This is a genomic window from Hymenobacter fodinae (assembly GCF_004745825.1).
GTDB lineage: Bacteria > Bacteroidota > Bacteroidia > Cytophagales > Hymenobacteraceae > Hymenobacter > Hymenobacter fodinae.
In genome coordinates this window covers 25,737-43,399 of the sequence record NZ_SRLA01000008.1, presented here as the reverse complement: position 1 = coordinate 43,399, position 17,663 = coordinate 25,737, and the positions used below count along the sequence as shown (strand labels likewise).

Genomic DNA, 17,663 nt, shown 5'->3' with positions numbered 1-17,663 from the left:
GTTTCCCCGACTCTTTCTCCACGATACATGAAAAATTTCCTGCTCTTAGCTTGGCTGTTGGTGCTGACTGGTGTTGTGCGGGCCCAGGTGGTCTCAACCGCTCCGGCTTTCTTTGCGGCGACTGACCCAGTTACTCTGTCCTTTGATGCCACGCAAGGCAACCAGGGCCTGAACAACTTTACCGGTGACGTGTACGCTCACATCGGGGTTATCACTAACCTTAGCGCTTCACCTTCGGATTGGAGGTATGTGAAATTTACCAATTTTACCGCTCCTGACCCCTCGGTGCTGCTTACCCGCACCGGCCCTAATACCTACGCGTTAAGCATCACGCCCAGCGTGCGGGCCTGGTTCAACGTGCCGGCCGCCGAGCAGGTTCTGAAGTTGGCCATGGTGTTTCGCAACGCCGCCGGCACCCAGGTCGGCCGGGCCACCGGTGGGGCTGATATCTTCGTGGACGTAAGCCAGAGCAGCGCCCTGGCCGTGCGCCTTACTGCCCCAGCAACGGGTCAGAACCCCATCTTTATCAGCTCGGGGGCACCGGTGAACGTGGCGGGTGTCGCCTCTCAGGCCGCGACTCTAACGCTGCGTCTTAATGGCACCCAGGTCGGCCAGCAATCCAATGCCACGAGCTTTACCGGCAGCGTGACGCCCACCCGGGCGGGCCGCAACGTCATCCGCCTCACAGCTACCCTGGGCACCACGTCCGTGTCGGACTCGGCCATTGTGTACGTGCGCCCGGTTGTAACCACGGCCGCCCTGCCCGCCGGCGTACGCGACGGCATCAACTACTTGGCTGGGGGAGCTTCCGCCGTGCTGGTGCTCACGGCCCCGGGCAAACAGTTCGTGTACGCCCTCGGCGAGTTCAACAACTGGCAGCCCGACCAGCCGGCCTACATGAACCAGACGCCCGACGGCAACCAGTGGTGGGTGCAGCTCAACGGCCTGACGCCGGGGCGCGAATACGCCTACCAGTACCTGGTGGATGGCAGCCTGCGCGTGGCCGACCCGTACGCTGAGAAAGTGCTCGACCCCAATAACGACCGCTTCATTCCGGCCGTAACCTTCCCCAACCTAAAGGCTTACCCCACGGGCCAGACCTCGGGCATCGTGTCGGTGCTGCAAACCAATCAGCCGGCGTACACCTGGCAGGTGCCTACCTTTCAGAAGCCGGCAAAAAGCAAGCTGGTCATCTATAAGCTGCTGGTACGCGACTTCATGGCCCGCCACGACTACCAGACCCTGGTGGACACGTTAGGCTACCTGCAGCGCCTCGGGGTCAACGTCATCGAGTTGTTGCCGGTGGGCGAGTTCGAGGGCAACGAGTCGTGGGGCTACAACCCCTCCTTTCACCTGGCCCCCGACAAGTACTACGGCCCCAAGAACGAACTCAAGCGCTTCATCGATTCCGCCCACGCCCGCGGCATCGCCGTGACGCTGGATATGGTGCTCAACCACGCCTTTGGCCAGAACCCGATGGTGCAACTGTACTTCGACGGGGCAGCCGGCAAGCCGGCCGCGAACTCACCCTGGTTTAATGCTGACGCCACGCACCCCTTCAACGTGGGGTACGACTTCAACCATGAAAGCGCTTTCACCAAAACGTACGCCAAACGGGTGATGGAATTCTGGCTGCAGGAATATCACCTGGATGGATACCGCTTCGATCTGTCCAAAGGCTTCACCCAGACCGTTTCCGGCACCAACGTGGGTCAGTGGAGCCAGTACGACCAGTCCCGGGTGAACATCTGGATGGAGTACAACAATTTCATTAAAACAGTGGACCCGAATGCGTTCGTTATTCTGGAGCACTTTGCCGATAATACCGAAGAACGGGTGCTGGCCAACGCGGGCATGCTGCTGTGGGGCAACCTTAACTACAACTACAACGAGGCTACCATGGGCTTTCTGCCCAACTCCAACTTCAGCGGGGGCTACTACGGCAGCACCGCCCAGGGTGGCCGCGGCTGGGCGCAGCCGGGCCTGGTGACCTACATGGAAAGCCACGACGAGGAGCGGCTGATGTACCGCAACCTCACCTTTGGCAACCAATCCAACCCCGCCCACAACGTGCGCGACCTCACCACTGCTCTGGCCCGCAACGAGGCCGCGGCCGCGTTTTTCTTCACCGTACCAGGCCCCAAGATGCTGTGGCAGTTTGGCGAGCTGGGCTACGAGGTGAGCATCGACTTCAACGGGCGCACCGGCAATAAGCCTATCCGCTGGAACTACTACCAGGAACCCGCCCGCCGTAAGCTCTACGACACCTACCGGGCGCTGATAGCCCTGAAGAAGAGTCAGGCCGTGTTCGACAACCCCACCAGCTATACCCAACAGCTGGCCGGCGCGGGCAAATCCATCCACCTGGGCGATGCCACGCAGCAAGTGACCGTTCTGGGCAACTTCGACGTGACCAGTATCACCATTGACCCAGCCTTTCAACGGCCCGGCAAGTGGTACAACTACCTCAGCGGCGACAGTATTACCGTGACCAACGTGAATGCCCAACTAAACCTGCAGCCCGGGGAGTACCGCGTGTACACCACGCAGCGGGTGCGGCGTGCCGGTATAGTGCTCAGCACCAGGGGGGCGCAACAAGGCACCGCGCTGAACTTGAGCGTCGCCCCGAACCCGGCCGGTACTCGGGCCACCGTGCGACTGACTACGCCTGTTACGGCCCCGGTGACGGTGAGCGTACGTAACCTGCTCGGCGGTGAAGTACACCGGGTACAGTTGTCCCCGCGTCCTGCCGGCACGGTCGTGGAAATACCGCTGAAACTCGATAGTTTGTCGGCTGGAGTATACTTAGTTAACGTGGTAAGCGGTAACCTTACGGCCACTACGCGACTTTTGATCCAACCCTAACAAACAGGCTTTTCTACTACCTTATGGAATGACCATCACAATTTGGTGGCACTGTTCGTAGGGGATTAAACTAGACTCACGGGGCTGAAAAGACTCCAACTACTTGATCCTAACGAAATAGTTCATGGTATGAACTCTCCTGCAAATCATATAAGCCCGGAGCGCAATTCTATACCCCTGGCGCCGCACTGGAGCCTATTTTTGTGCGTTATACACCCAGTACCGACTAGCTCGGCGGACCTTACTTCTTCTTCCATGAAAACGCTGCAATTCAAGACCAATATCAACTGTGGCGGCTGCATTAAAGCCGTTACGCCGACCCTGAACCAAGAAGCTGGCGCGGGTAACTGGCAAGTAGACACGACTAGCCCCGACAAGATTCTCACAGTCACCTCCGACCAACTCACGGCGGAGCAAGTGGTTCAGGCCGTCGAGAAAGCCGGCTTTAACATTGCGGCTGCTTAAGCGCCTTCGTTGTCTGCACGTAAAACGCCCGGTTCTGCCGGGCGTTTTTGGTTTTCAGGGTGCCTAGCACTGGAAAGCATGGAAATTATGTAGGCTGCGCGCGCAATAGCAGCAAACACGCCCCCACCCACTCTGCGTAAAGCGAACCGCCGGTCACGTCCTGCTAGCCTGCTGGCACAGCAACACGACTTCTCTGATTTGCTTCGTCGTGGCCGGGAAAAAGCGGCGCTGCACTACCGGAAAATGTTGCGGCGCCGGGAATCCGGAAAGGGCTCCGCTCTTTCGGCGGTTTTCTGCTGTTCAATTCTTTGCCTGCCTCTATGTTCTCAGATTTTCCCAACCTGCACCCCCTGGTGGTGCATCTACCTATTGTCCTGCTGCTGCTCAGCGCGGGCCTGCAGGCGCTGAACGTGTACAAGGACTGGCCACCGGTGAAGTGGATTACCATGGCCGTGATGGCCGGCGGCTTTCTGGGAGCTCTGGCCGCCAGCACCGTGTTTCATGCCATGCCCATGGGTCTGGCACCCCGGGCCGCCGCCGTTTTTGAAGCCCACGAAAAGTTCGCGGGCTACACCCTGTGGCTTTCCGGCATTACCTTGCTGCTGACCGGTGTCGGCACGTTTTTCAAGATTCAGCGGCGGGCCTACGAAATCCTGGTGCTGGTGTTGGCCATAGCCACGGCCGGGGTATTGTCGGTGGCTGGGCACCGTGGGGCGCAGCTGGTGTACGTCGAGGGCGTGGGGCCGCAGGGCCGCCTGCTCGATAAAAGCCACGGCCATGGGGGCGGGGAAGCCATGCCCGCTATGGAGATGGAGGCCGATACGCACAACGAGGCGGCAGGGGGCAACGACCACAACGCGAACCAGGCTCCCGCTTCACCCAACCCACTCGCGGCCCCGGGTTCTGCTGATATGCCCGGCATGGATATGAACGGGCCCGCCTCCACCAGCAAGGACAGCCGCACGGCCCCGGGCGCGATGGACAACAGGGCTATGCCCGGCCGCCAGCCGGCTGGTCCGCCAGCCCCCGCTAACAGCACCATGCCGGACATGCCGGGCATGCGCATGCCCGCTGAAAAGAGGAGTCAGCCCATGCCCGCGGGCATGGATAGGAGCCGCCCGGCCCGGCAGAAACCCATGAACGATATGCCCGGGATGGAGAATATGCCCGGCATGAGCCCGCCGAAACCAGGCGCCATAAAGCCAGCCAAAGCCCCATCCGGCATGGCGGGCATGGGCACTATGGCCGATATGCCGGGCATGAAGGCGCCGGGTTCAAAGCAGCCCAAGCAAGCCACGCCGCCAATGGACAACATGAGCGATATGCCCGGTATGGAAAAAGGCCAGCCCATGCCCGCCATGGGCCCGATGCCGGGCATGCGCATGCCCACCAACCCCCTGGACAAGTTCCGCTTCGAGGACAACAACCCCGCCCGTAACAAACCCAAGCATGCTAACCAGTAGCGACCCGATGAGATTATTTGCCCTTCTACTCTTTCTGCTTGGTTCGCTTTCCCTGGCCGCCCAAACGCCCCAGCACCAGGCCATGCCCAAAAGCAAGGCCGCCAATGGCCCGGCCACCCCGCCCCCGGATCAGGACCTGCGGGGCCACGTGGTGGCGCCCCGCACGGGCCACGCCGGCCACCGGGTCGAATATGACCTGTACGTGGATGAGCGGGAGGTAAGCTACACCGGCAAAACCCGCCTGGCTATTGCCATCAACGGGCAGATTCCGGCCCCCACGCTGCGCTTCACTGAGGGCGACACGGCTATCATCCGGGTACACAACCAGATGAGCGTGGAAACCAGCATTCACTGGCATGGGCTGCTGCTGCCTAACGACCAGGACGGGGTGCCCTACCTTAACACGGCCCCCATTGAGCCGGGCGGCATGCACACCTTCACGTTTCCGCTGATCCAGAGCGGCACCTATTGGTACCACTCCCATACCATGCTGCAGGAGCAGAACGGGCTGTACGGCTCCATCGTCATTCAGCCCAAGCAGGTGAAGTACGAGCTCAAGGAGTACGTGCTCCTGCTCTCCGACTGGACCGACCACCCACCCAAGGAAGTGCTGCGCTACCTCAAGCGGGCCGGCGAGTGGTTTGCCGTGCAGAAAGGCGCCACGCAAAGCTACGGCGAGGCTGTTGCGGCCGGCTATTTCAAGGACAAAGTCCGGCAGGAGTGGGGCCGCATGCCGGCCATGGACCTCACCGACATCTACTATAACAAGTTCCTCACCAATGGCCGCGAGCAGAGCTACTACCCTGACGCCAAGCCCGGGGAAGTGGTGCGCCTGCGCGTCATTAACGGCAGCGCCTCCTCCTACTTCTACCTGCAGTATGCCGGCGGCCCCATGCAGGTCATCGCCGCCGATGGCATCAACGTGGAGCCTTTCCCCGTCAGCAAGCTTGAAATTGCCACGGCCGAAACCTACGACCTACTGGTGACCATTCCACCCGCGGGCGCGGCCGAACTGCGGGCCACCGCCAACGACATCACGGGCTACTCGTCCAGCTTCTTTGGAGCCGGCGAGCCGATGAAAGCGCCCGATTTGCCGCGCATTAACTACTTCCAGATGATGCGGGAAATGGGCAGCATGGGTAATATGACCGGTATGGACATGGGCGGCAACGGCCAGATGGACCCTAACGGCGGCATGAAGGGCATGGATATGAAAGGGGGCAGTGGGGAGATGAAAGGCATGAACATGCCGGCCGGCCGGCAGTCTACGCAGCCCGCGGACCCCTCTATGAAAGGGATGGATATGAAAAACGGAACCATGCCCGCCAGCACGGCCCCCTCTCCCCAAAACCGGCCCATGAACATGCAGGAAAAGAGCGGTAAGAGCATGGGCAATACGCAGGACATGGGTAGTATGGCCGGCATGGACATGGGCGGTGGAATGGCCGGCATGAGCATGGGGGGCGCGGGCGGCGACTTTAACTACAACCAGTTGCGGGCCCTGAATCCGACCACCCTGGATTCTACCCGGCAGTGGCGCGACATCAAGCTTACGCTCACCGGCAACATGCTGCGCTACATCTGGTCGTTTGACAACAAAACCTTGTCGGAAGCCGACAAAATTCCCATCCGCCGGGGTGAGAACGTGCGCATGACCTTCACCAACCTGACCATGATGCGCCACCCGCTGCACCTGCACGGGCACTTCTTCCGCCTGGTCAACGCCCAGGGCGCTTACTCGCCCATGAAGCACACCTTCGACATCCCGGCCATGGGCACGGTGACCATCGAATTTGAGGCCAACGAGTACCAGGACTGGTTTTTCCACTGCCACATCCTCTACCACATGATGGCCGGCATGGCCCGCATCATCAGCTACGACGCCAGCCCCCAGAACGAGTACGCGAAGGGGAATTACAAGATGCTTAAGCGCGAGGACAATGCGGTCTACCCCTGGCTCGATTTATCGGTCCACTCTCAGGGGGCCTTCCTGGAAGGCAATCTTTCCAATAACCGCAACGCGCTGGAATTCGAGGGCCGGGTCAACTACCTGGGGAACTACGAAACCGAAACCCACTTGCTGCGCTACCTCGATAAGCGGCAATTCTGGGCGGCCTTCGTGGGCTATGATTTTCGGGACAACAAGACGTTACGTGGGTCGCCCCTGGAAAAAGGCCGTCCTCGAGACAACAACATCAATTTCCGCCGGCAAACCGAACTCGGCGTGTACTATCTGCTCCCCCTACTTGTGCGCGCAGAGTTACGCTCTGATCTGACTGGTCAGGTGCGTCTGCAACTCGAGCGCCGGGATTTGCCCCTGAGTAATAATGTGTTCATGGACATCCGGGGCAACACGGACCGGGAGTTTACGCTCGGCTTCCGCTACATGGTCAGCAAGTACGCCTCGCTGAGCACCAACTACGATAACCAGTATGGCTGGGGCGCCGGTCTGACCTTTCATTACTAGCAAAGCGCCCCTCAAGAGCGTTGCTTTGCCCGCTGCCTCCTGAGCCGCTACTTGAGTGGTCTATCCTGGCGCGGCTGATTTACCCCATTATGTATATTCGCAAGCACATTCATTGGCGCGTTATCTGGCGCCATTCCTGGAAGGACGTGCTCCTTTTCCTGACTTACGATCTGCTCTTGGCCGTACTCTACGGACCGCTGCACTGGCATTGGCTGGACGTGCCCTGGCAGCTGGTCAGCATCGTGGGCGTGGCCGTGTCGTTCTACGTGGGCTTCAAGAACAGCAGCTCATATAGTCGCTTTTCCGAAGCCCGCCAGCTGTGGGGCGGCATCGTCAACCGCAGTCGCAGCTGGACGATGCTGGTGCTGGGCCACACCCGGCCGGCCAACCTGGTGAGCACCACGCTGGCGCAGCTGGCGTTTCAGCGGCAGCTGGTGTACCGGCAGCTGGCCTGGGTCAATGCGCTACGCCTGCACCTGCGTCGTCAGCCTGAGCGCTGGCAGGCGGAGGTGGCACCCCTGCTCGACCCGGCCGAGGCCACGCAGCTGCAACAGCTGGCCAATCCACCCGCTCAGCTGCTGCTGCGGCAAACGCAGGCCCTGCGCGAGGCCGAAGGGCTGTTCAGTGAGTTGCAGCTGCGTACTCTGTGTGAAGAGCTACGCGAGATGACCAACCTGCAGGGCGGCTGTGAGCGCATCAAGAATACGCCGTTTCCCCGGCAGTATGCTTTTTCCAGTCTGGTGTTCGTGTGGCTCTTTATTGCCCTACTGCCCCTGGGCTTGCTGGCCGAATTCGAGAAGCTGGGTCATGGCCACTACTGGCTGACCGTGCCGTTCTCCGTGCTGGTATCCTGGGTATTCATCACCATTGAGCTGGTGGGCCACATCAGCGAGGACCCGTTTGAGAACCGCATGAACGACGTGCCCATGACGGCGCTCTGCCGCAGCATCGAGATTGATTTGCGCCAGATGCTGGGCGAACAGCAGGTGCCCGCGCCCGTGCAAGCTGAACACGGCATACTTTACTAGCCGCCCGTACTACACCCTGCTTTCTCCTTGCGCCTGACAGTAAGGCCCATATCCCTACGGACTGTAGCTACTCCACCTGCTAAAAGGTGTTTAAAGTTAGAAGATTGACAACCGAGGGAAGCTTGCCAAGTCAAACCGGTTCACCGGTCCGGCTTCGGGTGCGTAGGCTGTTGCGGCCAGGGCTTGTAAGCCGGTCTACCTGCGGTGGCAACTAGAGCAGGCAGGCAGGTAGGCCTGATATCGGATACACCATCCCCGGAATTTGTTGCATAGTTTATCCTTAGGCAACCGGGAAGGGAGCGTAACGCGAGTAGCTCTATAGCAAGCTTCTTTTTTCGCGTATTGTTTTTACTATTGACCCTTCCCTATATGAAGATCAACCAGCTTGAAAATGTAGTGTGTAGACTGGCTGCCAGGGGGGCCAACGTATCAAGGGCAGAGATAACCAATGGTTGGCAGCAGTTGGCACCCCGCCTCGATGCACTGCAACTATCTGCTCGGAGTGGTGAGCAGGTAACTCAACACTACGTGGACCGGCCGGGGCCGCACGGCAGTCTGTCGAGTAAGGAAAAAACGGTGCTGGCTCCCCTTGCCCCCTGAACGCAGGCAAGGGGTGGACAGCATTACTGACAGGATTGTAGCAGTGCCGTTACGCTGAGCGTAGCAGTAGCATCGGTGGTATAGTTGTCATTGTTCACGCACACGTAGAGACGGCGGGTACCGGCCGGCAGCGCAAGGGGGCGGGTTTCCTGGGGGGTATTTTCTGCTGCCCGAAAGCACACTTTGTCCCGGGTAATGGTGCCCTTGGTAGCGAGAAACTGCTGGGCCGCGCGCTCGTCGGGGGTAATGTACCAGTGACATTTGGTGCTCACCGTGGGCGGAGCATTGTTGCCTTGCTTGGTCAGGGCCGTGGCCGCGGTGCTCAGCAGGGTGGGGGCCGCAGTTCCCCCACTGCTGGCCACGGCTGCCACCGCCAGCGCCGTTGACCAGGAAATAGGAGGCTGGCCTTCGTCGCGCACGTCCAGCTTATAGATAATGCCGACCGTGCCGACCGGCAGGTCTACCGTGAATACTTTCCGGCTGGTGTGCATGCAGTTGCTGCAGTGGAGGGAAGCCGTGCTTAAGGGCAGCGCGTCCTGCAGCACGGATGTACACTTGATTTCGCGGCCGTCCTCATGCCAGCTGCGAAAATCAGCTTGTTGTACGCCATTCACGTACGTTCCGCGAAAACTCATCTGGCCGTTTTCGTGCCAGCCGCAGCACAGCCCGGTGGGCTTGTCCGGGGCTTCACTGGCCATTTTTCCTTCCCACTGTTTTTTCCAGGAAGGATAGAAGTAGTCGCGCACGGTGCCCACCGTTTTGCCGGCAGCATCATGGCGGGCAATCCGAGCATAGGAAACCTCTTCCAGGGTCTCGGTGCGCTCCCAGTCACGGTCAAAATACACGGTGTCGGCCGGCGGTAAGTTGACAGCTGCCGGCTTGGGTCGCTGGGCCAGCACGGGCAGGCAAATAAAGCAGAAGAAGGCGTGTAGAAAGTAATGTTTTGCCATACAGGAATAGGCGGTAGAACAAGCCAAAATGCGGTAGGTAAATATACCAGGCTGCCGACTATTCACGGCTCCGACCTATGCAGAAAAGGGGGTGCTCAACGGAGCACCCCCTTTTGCGGGAATTGGTAGAACGCTGTTTAAAGCGTGAGGCCCAGTCCCGCAAACCAGGTGCGGCCGTCGGCGGGCAGGATGCCAGGGCCGGGGTAGCCACCCGAGCGCCGGGTAAAGTAGCGCGCGTCGAACACGTTATTCACGCCCCCGCTCAGCCGGTAGCGGTTGTCGCGGCCCAGCTTCCAGGTAGCGGAAAGGTCGGTGACTTGATAAGCCGGGATGACGCCGGTCTGGGCAGTAGCCGGGGCAGTCTCCGTGTTGCTGGCATCCGCATACACTTTGGCGACGTGGCTGAACTGCCCAGTAACGGACAAGCCCTTGTGGGCGAAAGTCAGACCCATGCGCAGGGTCTGACGCGGGGCATTCTCCACGTAATTGCCCTTCAGGTTGGTTTCCACGATTTGGGTGCTGGTGCCCGTGCCCGTGAGCGTGGTCACGGGCAGGTTCCCGTAGCGGGCATCCAGCAGGCTGAGCGCGGCGAATAGATCCAGGTGGGGTAGGTTGACGTTGCTGGTCAGCGAGTGAAGTAGGTCCAACTCGGCATAGGCTTCCAGGCCGTGGGTCTGGGTACGGCCCAGGTTGGTTCGAAACTGCTGGGTCTGGCCAGTCGTGCCACCGGGTACGGGACGACGGATGACACCGATACGGTCCTCGTAGTTGAGGAAGAAGTAGCCTACGTCGAAACGCAGCCAGGTCCGGAAGCTGCCGCGGTAGCCCACCTCCGCCGTATAGCCGCGGGCATCCTGCAGGTTGGGGTCGATGACATCCGAGGTAGCTGGTGGCACCAGGTCACCGAACAGCACGGGACGGAAGGCGCGGGAATAGTTGGCGTACAGATTGGTCGTGGGCGACAGCTGGAATTCGGTACCCAGACCGTAGAGCAGCACGTTGCGGCGACTGGCCTGGTCAGCAAGGCGGTTTTCCGTCCCATCGGCCGCCCGGCCCAAGTAGCCGCTGCCAGTATTGCGCAGGTAGTCATAGCGCAGCCCAGGGGTAACGCTCAGCCGCGCACCGGCGCGGAGCAGTAACTCGGCAAACGCTGCGGCATTGGTAGTCGTGAAATCAAATTCGTTGGTGAAGCGCCCGTTACCGGTTAATGTCAGGTCAAAATCCGACCCGGTGGTGCCCGTACCACGCTGACGACGGGAGGTGGTGGCGCGGTAGGCCCGCAGGCCCGAGGCCAGGGTGTGGGTGCGGCCCAGGAAACGGACCTCCTGCGTCAGCCGCAGCTCGGCGCCGAGGTTGCGGTAGTCGTCGCGGTCCACCTGGCGGGCGGCGAACTGCCGGGTGCGGCGGCTCACCGTGTCGGGCGCGGGTAGACCAGCCACGAAGCCCACGCTGTTGCGGGAGGCCACCAGGCCAAAGGTTTTCACGCTCAGGCGAGTCCGCTCGCCGGCCTGGTAGTCCAGCGTCAGCGCCGGAATCAGCCAGGGAGTGCTCAGCCAGTTGCGGGTGCGGGTACTTTGGCGGCTATCCTGAGCAAACTGCGCATCGGTCAGGCCGCCCGGCTGCTGGAGCTTATCGGTCAAATAGCTTACTTCCGCCCCCAGCGTCAAACGCTTGGTCAAGGCTACGTGTATGTTAGCATGCACATCGTCGACAGTGAACTGATTGGAGGGACGCCAGCCGTCACCCTGTCGGTGGCGGTAATACGCATAGTAGTTCACTTTGCCTACCGTGCCGCCTACGGCATTGTAGGAGTTGAACAGGCCGTTGGAGCCAGCTGTATTGCTGGTTTCCACCTCCACCTTTTTATCCTGGGGACCACGTTTGAGCTCGTAGTTGAGCAGACCACCAAACTGGGGTCCAAACTGCAGGCCGGCCCCGCCGCGCAGCAGCTGAATGCGCTCTACCGCTTCCATCGGCGGATTGTAATAGGCCTCGGGGTAGCCAAAGGCGTCGGCGCTCATGTCGTAGCCGTTCTGCCGGGTGTTGAACTCCCAGCTACGATTAGGGCTCAGGCCCCGGGTAGCAATGTTGATTTGCTGACCGGATCCGTCGTTTTCCCACACCATCAGGCCGGGAACGCGGGCCAGCACCTGCCGCACATTGTTCTGAGCCAGGTTGGCATTCACGTCGCGCGGCTTGATAAGCTCGTTGCGGCGGCCGGCCGTGAGCGTGGTGCCCTCAACGGGAGCGGCGAAATGGGGAGCCGTGCCGGTAACGGTGACCTCGCTCAGCTTCTGGTGATGCGTGGTGTCGGGCGCCGACAGTCGCTGAGCCAACCCGGGCTGGGAAATGATAGAAAAAGCAAAACTGGTCAGTAGGCCAGCCATGGTCGGGTAGAAAGAACAGCTCATTAGGAGACTTCAGGTGGAATAATGGCACAAAGGTATGTTTGTTTAGAAAGATTATAAATAACACTAATCACCCCGGTTACTTACATAATTTCCAGCTCTGAGGTGTAATCTTTCGTCCTGGAAGGCTTCGGGCACTGCGGAGCGCGCTACAAAGCCCGGATGAATGGGTAGCTTAAGCAAACGGCAGCACCAGATCCGTGCGTTTGGCAGGGGGAAAGCGGGACTGCGTCGCATCCTCTACCTACAAGCCTGGCCAGTACCGTAGTGGGGACGCCGCCGCCCGCCCGGTACTTCTCATTATCCAAAGCCAAAGCCGGCGCCTAGCGCTACGAAAGCGGCCGGCATGAGGTCCCAAGCCATCATCATGGTCGTTGCCACAAAGTAGGGCAGGGCTCGGATCAAGCTTGTTAGAAGACTTTTGGGAATGCATCAGGCTTCCTCTCTGCCTATTCACTTACCCCTCTCACGGGCTAGGAGCCGCTTTACCCAGCTGCGCAAGGCATAAATACGGGAGTTGAGGTAGCACGCGCGGCAGTGGCTGAAGTTCCACAAGCAATCCACCATATCCGTGAATAGGTGGAACAGCAGGCCTACGGCGGCAATTTGCGTGACTGGTAGCAGGAGCAGCAGCGTATACACCGGGATGGCATAAAAAGAGTGGAGCGGGTGATACCCGATGCTGCAGCGCAAGGGGTCGAAGATAGGCTTGGCCAGCAGATGGTCCAGGTCCATGATCATGGTGGCAAGCATGATCAGGTAGGCGGTTTGCCACACCGCGGGAAAGAAAATAAGCGCCAACACAGCCGGAAAAAGAAAGTGCAGCCCATAATGCACCAACGTTTGGACGCTGAAGAACTTGGGGGAGGCATACTCCCGGGGCCTACGCGAAACCAACGGCTGAGTGGTGCCACCTACCGTGTCCTTAATCGTTGGCTTGGGCTGAAAGCTACCCAGCCGAGTCGGCTGCTCCCTTTTTTTCGGAGGGGGGTAGACCGAAGTGTTTGTGGTCGCAGGCTGAACTTCAGGCTGTACCCACTTCTGCGGCGCAGAGGGCAGTGTAGGAGCTAAGAGGGATTTCGTCGTGTCAAAGCGCTGTACCGGCCGCGGGGAGCGGTACCCGGTAGTAGCCGCAAACTTGGGGGGCAGAGCGGATGACCGGCAGCCAGCAAGTGCCAATATCAGGCCGGCGGTGCTATAGCGAATAAAGCTGAAAACAGGCAAGAGAAGCAAGGAAACGTGTTGGGGACGAGTAAGCAAGCTTATCCCGAGCAAGCACCCTGCGGGCGGCCTCGTGGCTCGACGCCATCGAAGCAGCATAGTTAAAGATGGAATCATCCGTTTTGAGCGGGGCGTCCAATGTCGTTACCCAGCTTGCTACGATGCCTATATGGGGACGCTTGTGCTTCAGAATGTCCTTACCGGGCTTAAAATACCCAGGTCGTAAACAGATCGCTGCTATCCCTTCCGGGCAGGAAAGGCAACACAGAGTCGGCTATTCGGTGGGAAGGGCTAGGTGAGCTTACGCACTTTGCCCGTGCATCGTGTGGCCGATTTACTTGCATAATTTCCAGGTCCTGAACTGCCTCGATGCAGCCTGATGGTTTAGAAAAGTCATTCGGCTAAACTGAGAAGTATACACGAACAGGAAAGGCGGTGACTAAGCACTGCACTCCTCTCACGGATGAGCCATAATTGACCATTACCCGATAGATAGGCCTGCAAACAGTGCTCTTCGCCTGCCAGCCGGTCAGGCAACAGATTGTCGTAGGTAGGGACACCCCGAGCAACACGGGTTATGCTGTGAGCGGGCTACCATGGGCCTTTTTCATGGCGCAGAGTACTACCAGAAACATATTTCGTATTTTTAGAAACGTATTTAGATATTTTGGAAACGATTTACGTATATTTGAGTACGTAAAAAGCACTCATGTTTACAGAAATCATAAAAATCATTGAAGGCGGCCTTAACAAGGATTCGCAGAAGGTGCTTAGTTACGCTATGCTGCTGGCTGAAAACCTCCGCAAGGCCGGCGACACGAAAGCGGCCGACCGCATTCTGCGCGCCTTGCACAGCAAGCAGGCCCAGCCCGTGTACCTCGACCAGCTTCTGACCGCTCCGGTCGATCAGGAGACCCGCATGAACATTGCCGACCTGGTGATGCCCCAACCAGGGTTGGAGCTGCCAGTTATTCTTTCTGATAACCTGCGTCACAAGCTCGACGGCTTTGTGAATCGATTGCAGCATCGTTCTGAACTCCAGGCTGCGGGCGTAGCTCCGCAGGCTTCTCTTTTACTCTACGGCCCCCCCGGCGGTGGCAAGACCACCATTGCCCATTACATCGCCCAGCAAATGCAGCTCCCGCTGGTAGTAGCTCGGCTCGACTCGCTGGTTTCCTCGCTGCTGGGTAACACGGCCAAGAACATCCGCAAAATTTTCGAATTCGCCAGTCGCCAGCCCTGCATCCTGTTTTTGGATGAGTTTGACGCCATCGCCAAGGCCCGGGACGACCAACATGAACTCGGGGAACTGAAGCGGGTGGTCAACAGCTTGCTGCAAAACATTGATGAGTTTGTGGAATCCAACATCCTGATTGCAGCTACCAACCATCAGGAGCTACTGGATAAGGCCATTTGGCGCCGGTTTAACAGCATCATCGACGTGTCCCTGCCCCAGCCAGCCGACATTCAGCGCCTGCTTCAGCTATTTCTAAAATCCGTGGAGTTGGGGTTTGACCTGGACAGCAAAAAAGGGGAGGCCCTGGCCGAACTGCTACAGGGCAACAGCCCGGCCGACATCAAGTCCATCTGTCAGAATGCCATTGCCCAGAACGTGCTGGCCAAAAAGTCAAAGCTGGAGTACGAACACCTGCTGTTGCAATTCTACTACTACAAGCACCATGAAGCAGCCTCTCAGGAAGCCCTGCTCGGCTTTTTGAGTGCCCATGGGGTGTCACAGGCCGCTATTGCGGACTTACTCGACATTTCCCTGCGCCAGGTGCGCAACTATTTTAATCCGAAAGGCTAGTTATGGAACCCAAGAATCTTCCCATTAAGCTGTTTAGCAAGCGCGGCACCCAGGACGAGCGCAAAACCGAAGCTGGGGGCGGCGGCCCCCAACCCAGCTGGTTATTGCCCGAAGACGTGCTGGAAGCCCGGGCTACCGAGTTTCGGCAATCATTGGGCGCTACGGCCCAATCCATCGCTGCGCGGCGACCCGAGCGCAGCTTTATTCCGGCCGTGGTGCAGGTAACAGTGCGGGAAGATGCGATGGCCAAGTCGCACCGGGGTGAGGTAGGTAAAATTTTTAACCGCAAGGAAGAATACAACTTCATCGGGCTGTCTGAAGACCTGGACTTCCTGGTCAAAGTGGACTCGCCGGAGCACGTGGCCTTCATCGACCATAACCTGGAGCGCCCGCTGGCTTTCTCCATCGGTTTATCCGCCATTGACGAGATTCGACCATTTCAGCCGCGCATTGATTTACCCCAGGATACCTCCACGCCGCTAAAAGTCAAGCTGGTGAATTACCAGGATCGGCAAATGAATGCCCAGGTGGAAAGTGCCTTTGAGCAGACCCTGCGCGAGGGCCAGGTTGCCTACCGCAAGACGCGCTACACTTCCGGGTTGACCGTTTTCAAGCTGGAGCATGTCCGGCCCGATACCCTCGTGACGGTGCAGGAGTTTGAGGCGCTGTACTCGATCGACCCCATGCCGGCTTACCGTATCACGCTCGACGAGCTGAGCAGCGGCCTGGAGCTGCCGGTGAAAACCCCGGTGGCAGGTCAGGACTACCTGACGGTCGGCGTACTGGATTCGGGCATTGCTCCTATTCCCCACCTGGCCCCGTGGCTGGACGCGCGGCGCTATAGCGCTTATCGCGAACCAGAAGTTGACCGCTCCCACGGCACTTTTGTGGCCGGCGTGCTGCTATACGGCGACGAGCTGGAGCAGCGCAGCTGGGTGGGGGTTGGCGAGTTTAAGCTGCTCGATGCCACCGTGTTTCCGCGGCCGGGGCTGGAAATTGACGAGGATGAGTTGCTGGAAAACATCCAGAACGCGGTGTTGGCCCACCCCGACGTGCTGCTGTGGAACCTGTCCGGCGGGGGCACGATGGAATGCAGCGCCCGGGACTTCTCGGACTTCGGCAAGTCACTGGACGAGCTGCAGCAGCGCACGGGGGCCCTGATCTGCAAATCGGCGGGCAACTGCACCAACTTCGTTTCAGCTGCCCCCAAGCGGCGCATTCCTATTTCGGCCGATTCCGTGCGCTCCTTAGTGGTGGGCAGTGTAGCGCACAGCCAGGGGCCGGACGACCTGGTGCCCGAAGGCCACGCCTCGCCCTTCTCGCGCTCGGGGTTTGGCCCCAACAAGCTCATCAAGCCCGAACTGGTGCACTACGGGGGGAATGGTGGCGTCACGGCCGGCGGGCGCATGAAACTGACCGGCGTCAACTCCTTTTCCCTCACCGGGGGGGTGGTGCAGCAAGCCGGCACGAGTTTTTCCACCCCCCGGGTGTCGGCGCTGATGGCCGGCCTCTCGCACCGCGTGGCCGGCGACTTCAACCCCCTGCTGCTGAAAGCCCTGGCCATTCACTCGGCTAAATACCACCCGGGCCTGAGCCTGAGTCCGAGCGACCGGTTGCGCGAACTGGGCTTCGGGTTGCCGAGCTCCGTGGACGACATCATTTTCAATTCGCCCCACGAAAGCACGCTGATCCTGCAGGACAACATCGTGCGCGGGGGCTACATTGAGATCCTCGACTTTCCGTTTCCCGACGTCTTACTCAACGACGAGGGCCAGTTCTACGGGGAGGTTACGGTCACCTTGGTCACCGACCCGCGCCTGGACGGCAACCAGGGCGCCGAGTACTGCCAGTCCAACATTGACGTGTCCTTCGGCACCTACGACCGGATTCGCCTGCGCGACACGACCAAGCGTACCATCTCCAACCCCATCGGCAAGCTTAATCCCTACAATCTGCTGCTCTCCAGCAACTACGCCGCCAAGTTCCAGCGCTACATCGACCACCCGTTCACGGCCGAGCGGCAACTGCGCGACGACTTGGGCAAGTACCACCCGATTAAGAAATTCGCCATCAACCTGCAGGAAATGACCGAGGCGCACCGGGTACGCGGGCTGACGGCGCCCAAGAAGTGGTACCTCGAGCTCAAGGGCCTGTTTTCGCACGCGGCGGAAGCGGCCGCCGCGGCCGACGGCGAGGTGCTCTCCCAGGAGTTCTGCCTCATTGTGACCATCCGCGATCCCCTGCAGCGTCACGACGTGTATAGCTCCGTAACCCGCAGCCTGACACTCAACAACTTCCAGCATAACAACATCCAGCTGCGCAACGAGGTCAACCTGAATCTGCGCAACACCAGTGGCGGCCCGGCACCCGAGCCAACTACGGAGTAGCT

Annotated in this window: 10 protein-coding genes; 7 read left to right on the top strand and 3 right to left on the bottom strand. The window is 59.7% G+C overall.

What is annotated here, in order from left to right; translation table 11 throughout:
- The first annotated feature begins 27 nt into the window (after positions 1-27).
- The 5 genes from EU556_RS25115 (at position 28) to EU556_RS25095 (ending at position 8,288) form a co-directional block, all read left to right on the top strand.
- Positions 28-2,865 (top strand): alpha-amylase family glycosyl hydrolase, encoded by a 2,838-nt coding sequence (locus tag EU556_RS25115; protein ID WP_135437007.1) that lies wholly within the window; start codon positions 28-30, stop codon positions 2,863-2,865.
- 255 nt (positions 2,866-3,120) lie between these two features.
- Positions 3,121-3,330: a heavy-metal-associated domain-containing protein gene (locus EU556_RS25110; protein WP_135437006.1), complete on the top strand. Its 210-nt coding sequence runs from the start codon at positions 3,121-3,123 to the stop codon at positions 3,328-3,330.
- Between the two features lie 320 nt (positions 3,331-3,650).
- Entirely contained in the window at positions 3,651-4,793 is a 1,143-nt protein-coding gene (locus tag EU556_RS25105; RefSeq protein WP_052381922.1) for a DUF2231 domain-containing protein, read from the top strand.
- A 7-nt stretch (positions 4,794-4,800) separates the two neighbouring features.
- Positions 4,801-7,260: a multicopper oxidase domain-containing protein gene (locus tag EU556_RS25100; RefSeq protein ID WP_135437005.1), complete on the top strand. Its 2,460-nt coding sequence runs from the start codon at positions 4,801-4,803 to the stop codon at positions 7,258-7,260.
- A gap of 89 nt (positions 7,261-7,349) precedes the next feature.
- Positions 7,350-8,288, top strand: a complete 939-nt coding sequence (locus EU556_RS25095; RefSeq protein ID WP_135437004.1) for a bestrophin family protein — start codon at positions 7,350-7,352, stop codon at positions 8,286-8,288.
- A gap of 623 nt (positions 8,289-8,911) precedes the next feature.
- On the opposite strand, the gene EU556_RS25090 is transcribed toward EU556_RS25095, so the two are convergent.
- From EU556_RS25090 to EU556_RS26730, 3 genes are all read right to left on the bottom strand, one after another.
- The gene (locus EU556_RS25090; protein ID WP_135437003.1) at positions 8,912-9,838 is read right to left on the bottom strand and encodes a toxin-antitoxin system YwqK family antitoxin; all 927 of its coding nucleotides are present in this window, start codon (positions 9,836-9,838) and stop codon (positions 8,912-8,914) included.
- 137 nt (positions 9,839-9,975) lie between these two features.
- Positions 9,976-12,249, bottom strand: a complete 2,274-nt coding sequence (locus EU556_RS25085; RefSeq protein WP_135437002.1) for a TonB-dependent receptor family protein — start codon at positions 12,247-12,249, stop codon at positions 9,976-9,978.
- Between the two features lie 450 nt (positions 12,250-12,699).
- Complete coding sequence (locus EU556_RS26730) at positions 12,700-13,566, bottom strand: DUF6122 family protein (protein WP_262709686.1); 867 nt, start codon at positions 13,564-13,566, stop codon at positions 12,700-12,702.
- 610 nt (positions 13,567-14,176) lie between these two features.
- Here EU556_RS26730 and EU556_RS25075 point away from each other — a divergent pair.
- Together EU556_RS25075 and EU556_RS25070 are read left to right on the top strand one after the other, a co-directional pair.
- Positions 14,177-15,274, top strand: a complete 1,098-nt coding sequence (locus tag EU556_RS25075; RefSeq protein ID WP_135437001.1) for an AAA family ATPase — start codon at positions 14,177-14,179, stop codon at positions 15,272-15,274.
- 2 nt (positions 15,275-15,276) lie between these two features.
- A complete protein-coding gene (locus EU556_RS25070; RefSeq protein ID WP_135437000.1) occupies positions 15,277-17,661 on the top strand; it encodes a S8 family peptidase in 2,385 nt (794 codons plus the stop codon).
- Positions 17,662-17,663 lie beyond the last annotated feature (2 nt).

Excerpts from the sequence above, each read along its gene's own strand:
- EU556_RS25115 (WP_135437007.1), top strand. The coding sequence starts at position 28 with ATGAAAAATTTCCTGCTCTTAGCTTGGCTGTTGGTGCTGACTGGTGTT.
- EU556_RS25110 (WP_135437006.1), top strand. The coding sequence starts at position 3,121 with ATGAAAACGCTGCAATTCAAGACCAATATCAACTGTGGCGGCTGCATT.
- EU556_RS25105 (WP_052381922.1), top strand. The coding sequence starts at position 3,651 with ATGTTCTCAGATTTTCCCAACCTGCACCCCCTGGTGGTGCATCTACCT.
- EU556_RS25100 (WP_135437005.1), top strand. The coding sequence starts at position 4,801 with ATGAGATTATTTGCCCTTCTACTCTTTCTGCTTGGTTCGCTTTCCCTG.
- EU556_RS25095 (WP_135437004.1), top strand. The coding sequence starts at position 7,350 with ATGTATATTCGCAAGCACATTCATTGGCGCGTTATCTGGCGCCATTCC.
- EU556_RS25090 (WP_135437003.1), bottom strand. The coding sequence starts at position 9,838 with ATGGCAAAACATTACTTTCTACACGCCTTCTTCTGCTTTATTTGCCTG.
- EU556_RS25085 (WP_135437002.1), bottom strand. The coding sequence starts at position 12,249 with ATGAGCTGTTCTTTCTACCCGACCATGGCTGGCCTACTGACCAGTTTT.
- EU556_RS26730 (WP_262709686.1), bottom strand. The coding sequence starts at position 13,566 with ATGCTGCTTCGATGGCGTCGAGCCACGAGGCCGCCCGCAGGGTGCTTG.
- EU556_RS25075 (WP_135437001.1), top strand. The coding sequence starts at position 14,177 with ATGTTTACAGAAATCATAAAAATCATTGAAGGCGGCCTTAACAAGGAT.
- EU556_RS25070 (WP_135437000.1), top strand. The coding sequence starts at position 15,277 with ATGGAACCCAAGAATCTTCCCATTAAGCTGTTTAGCAAGCGCGGCACC.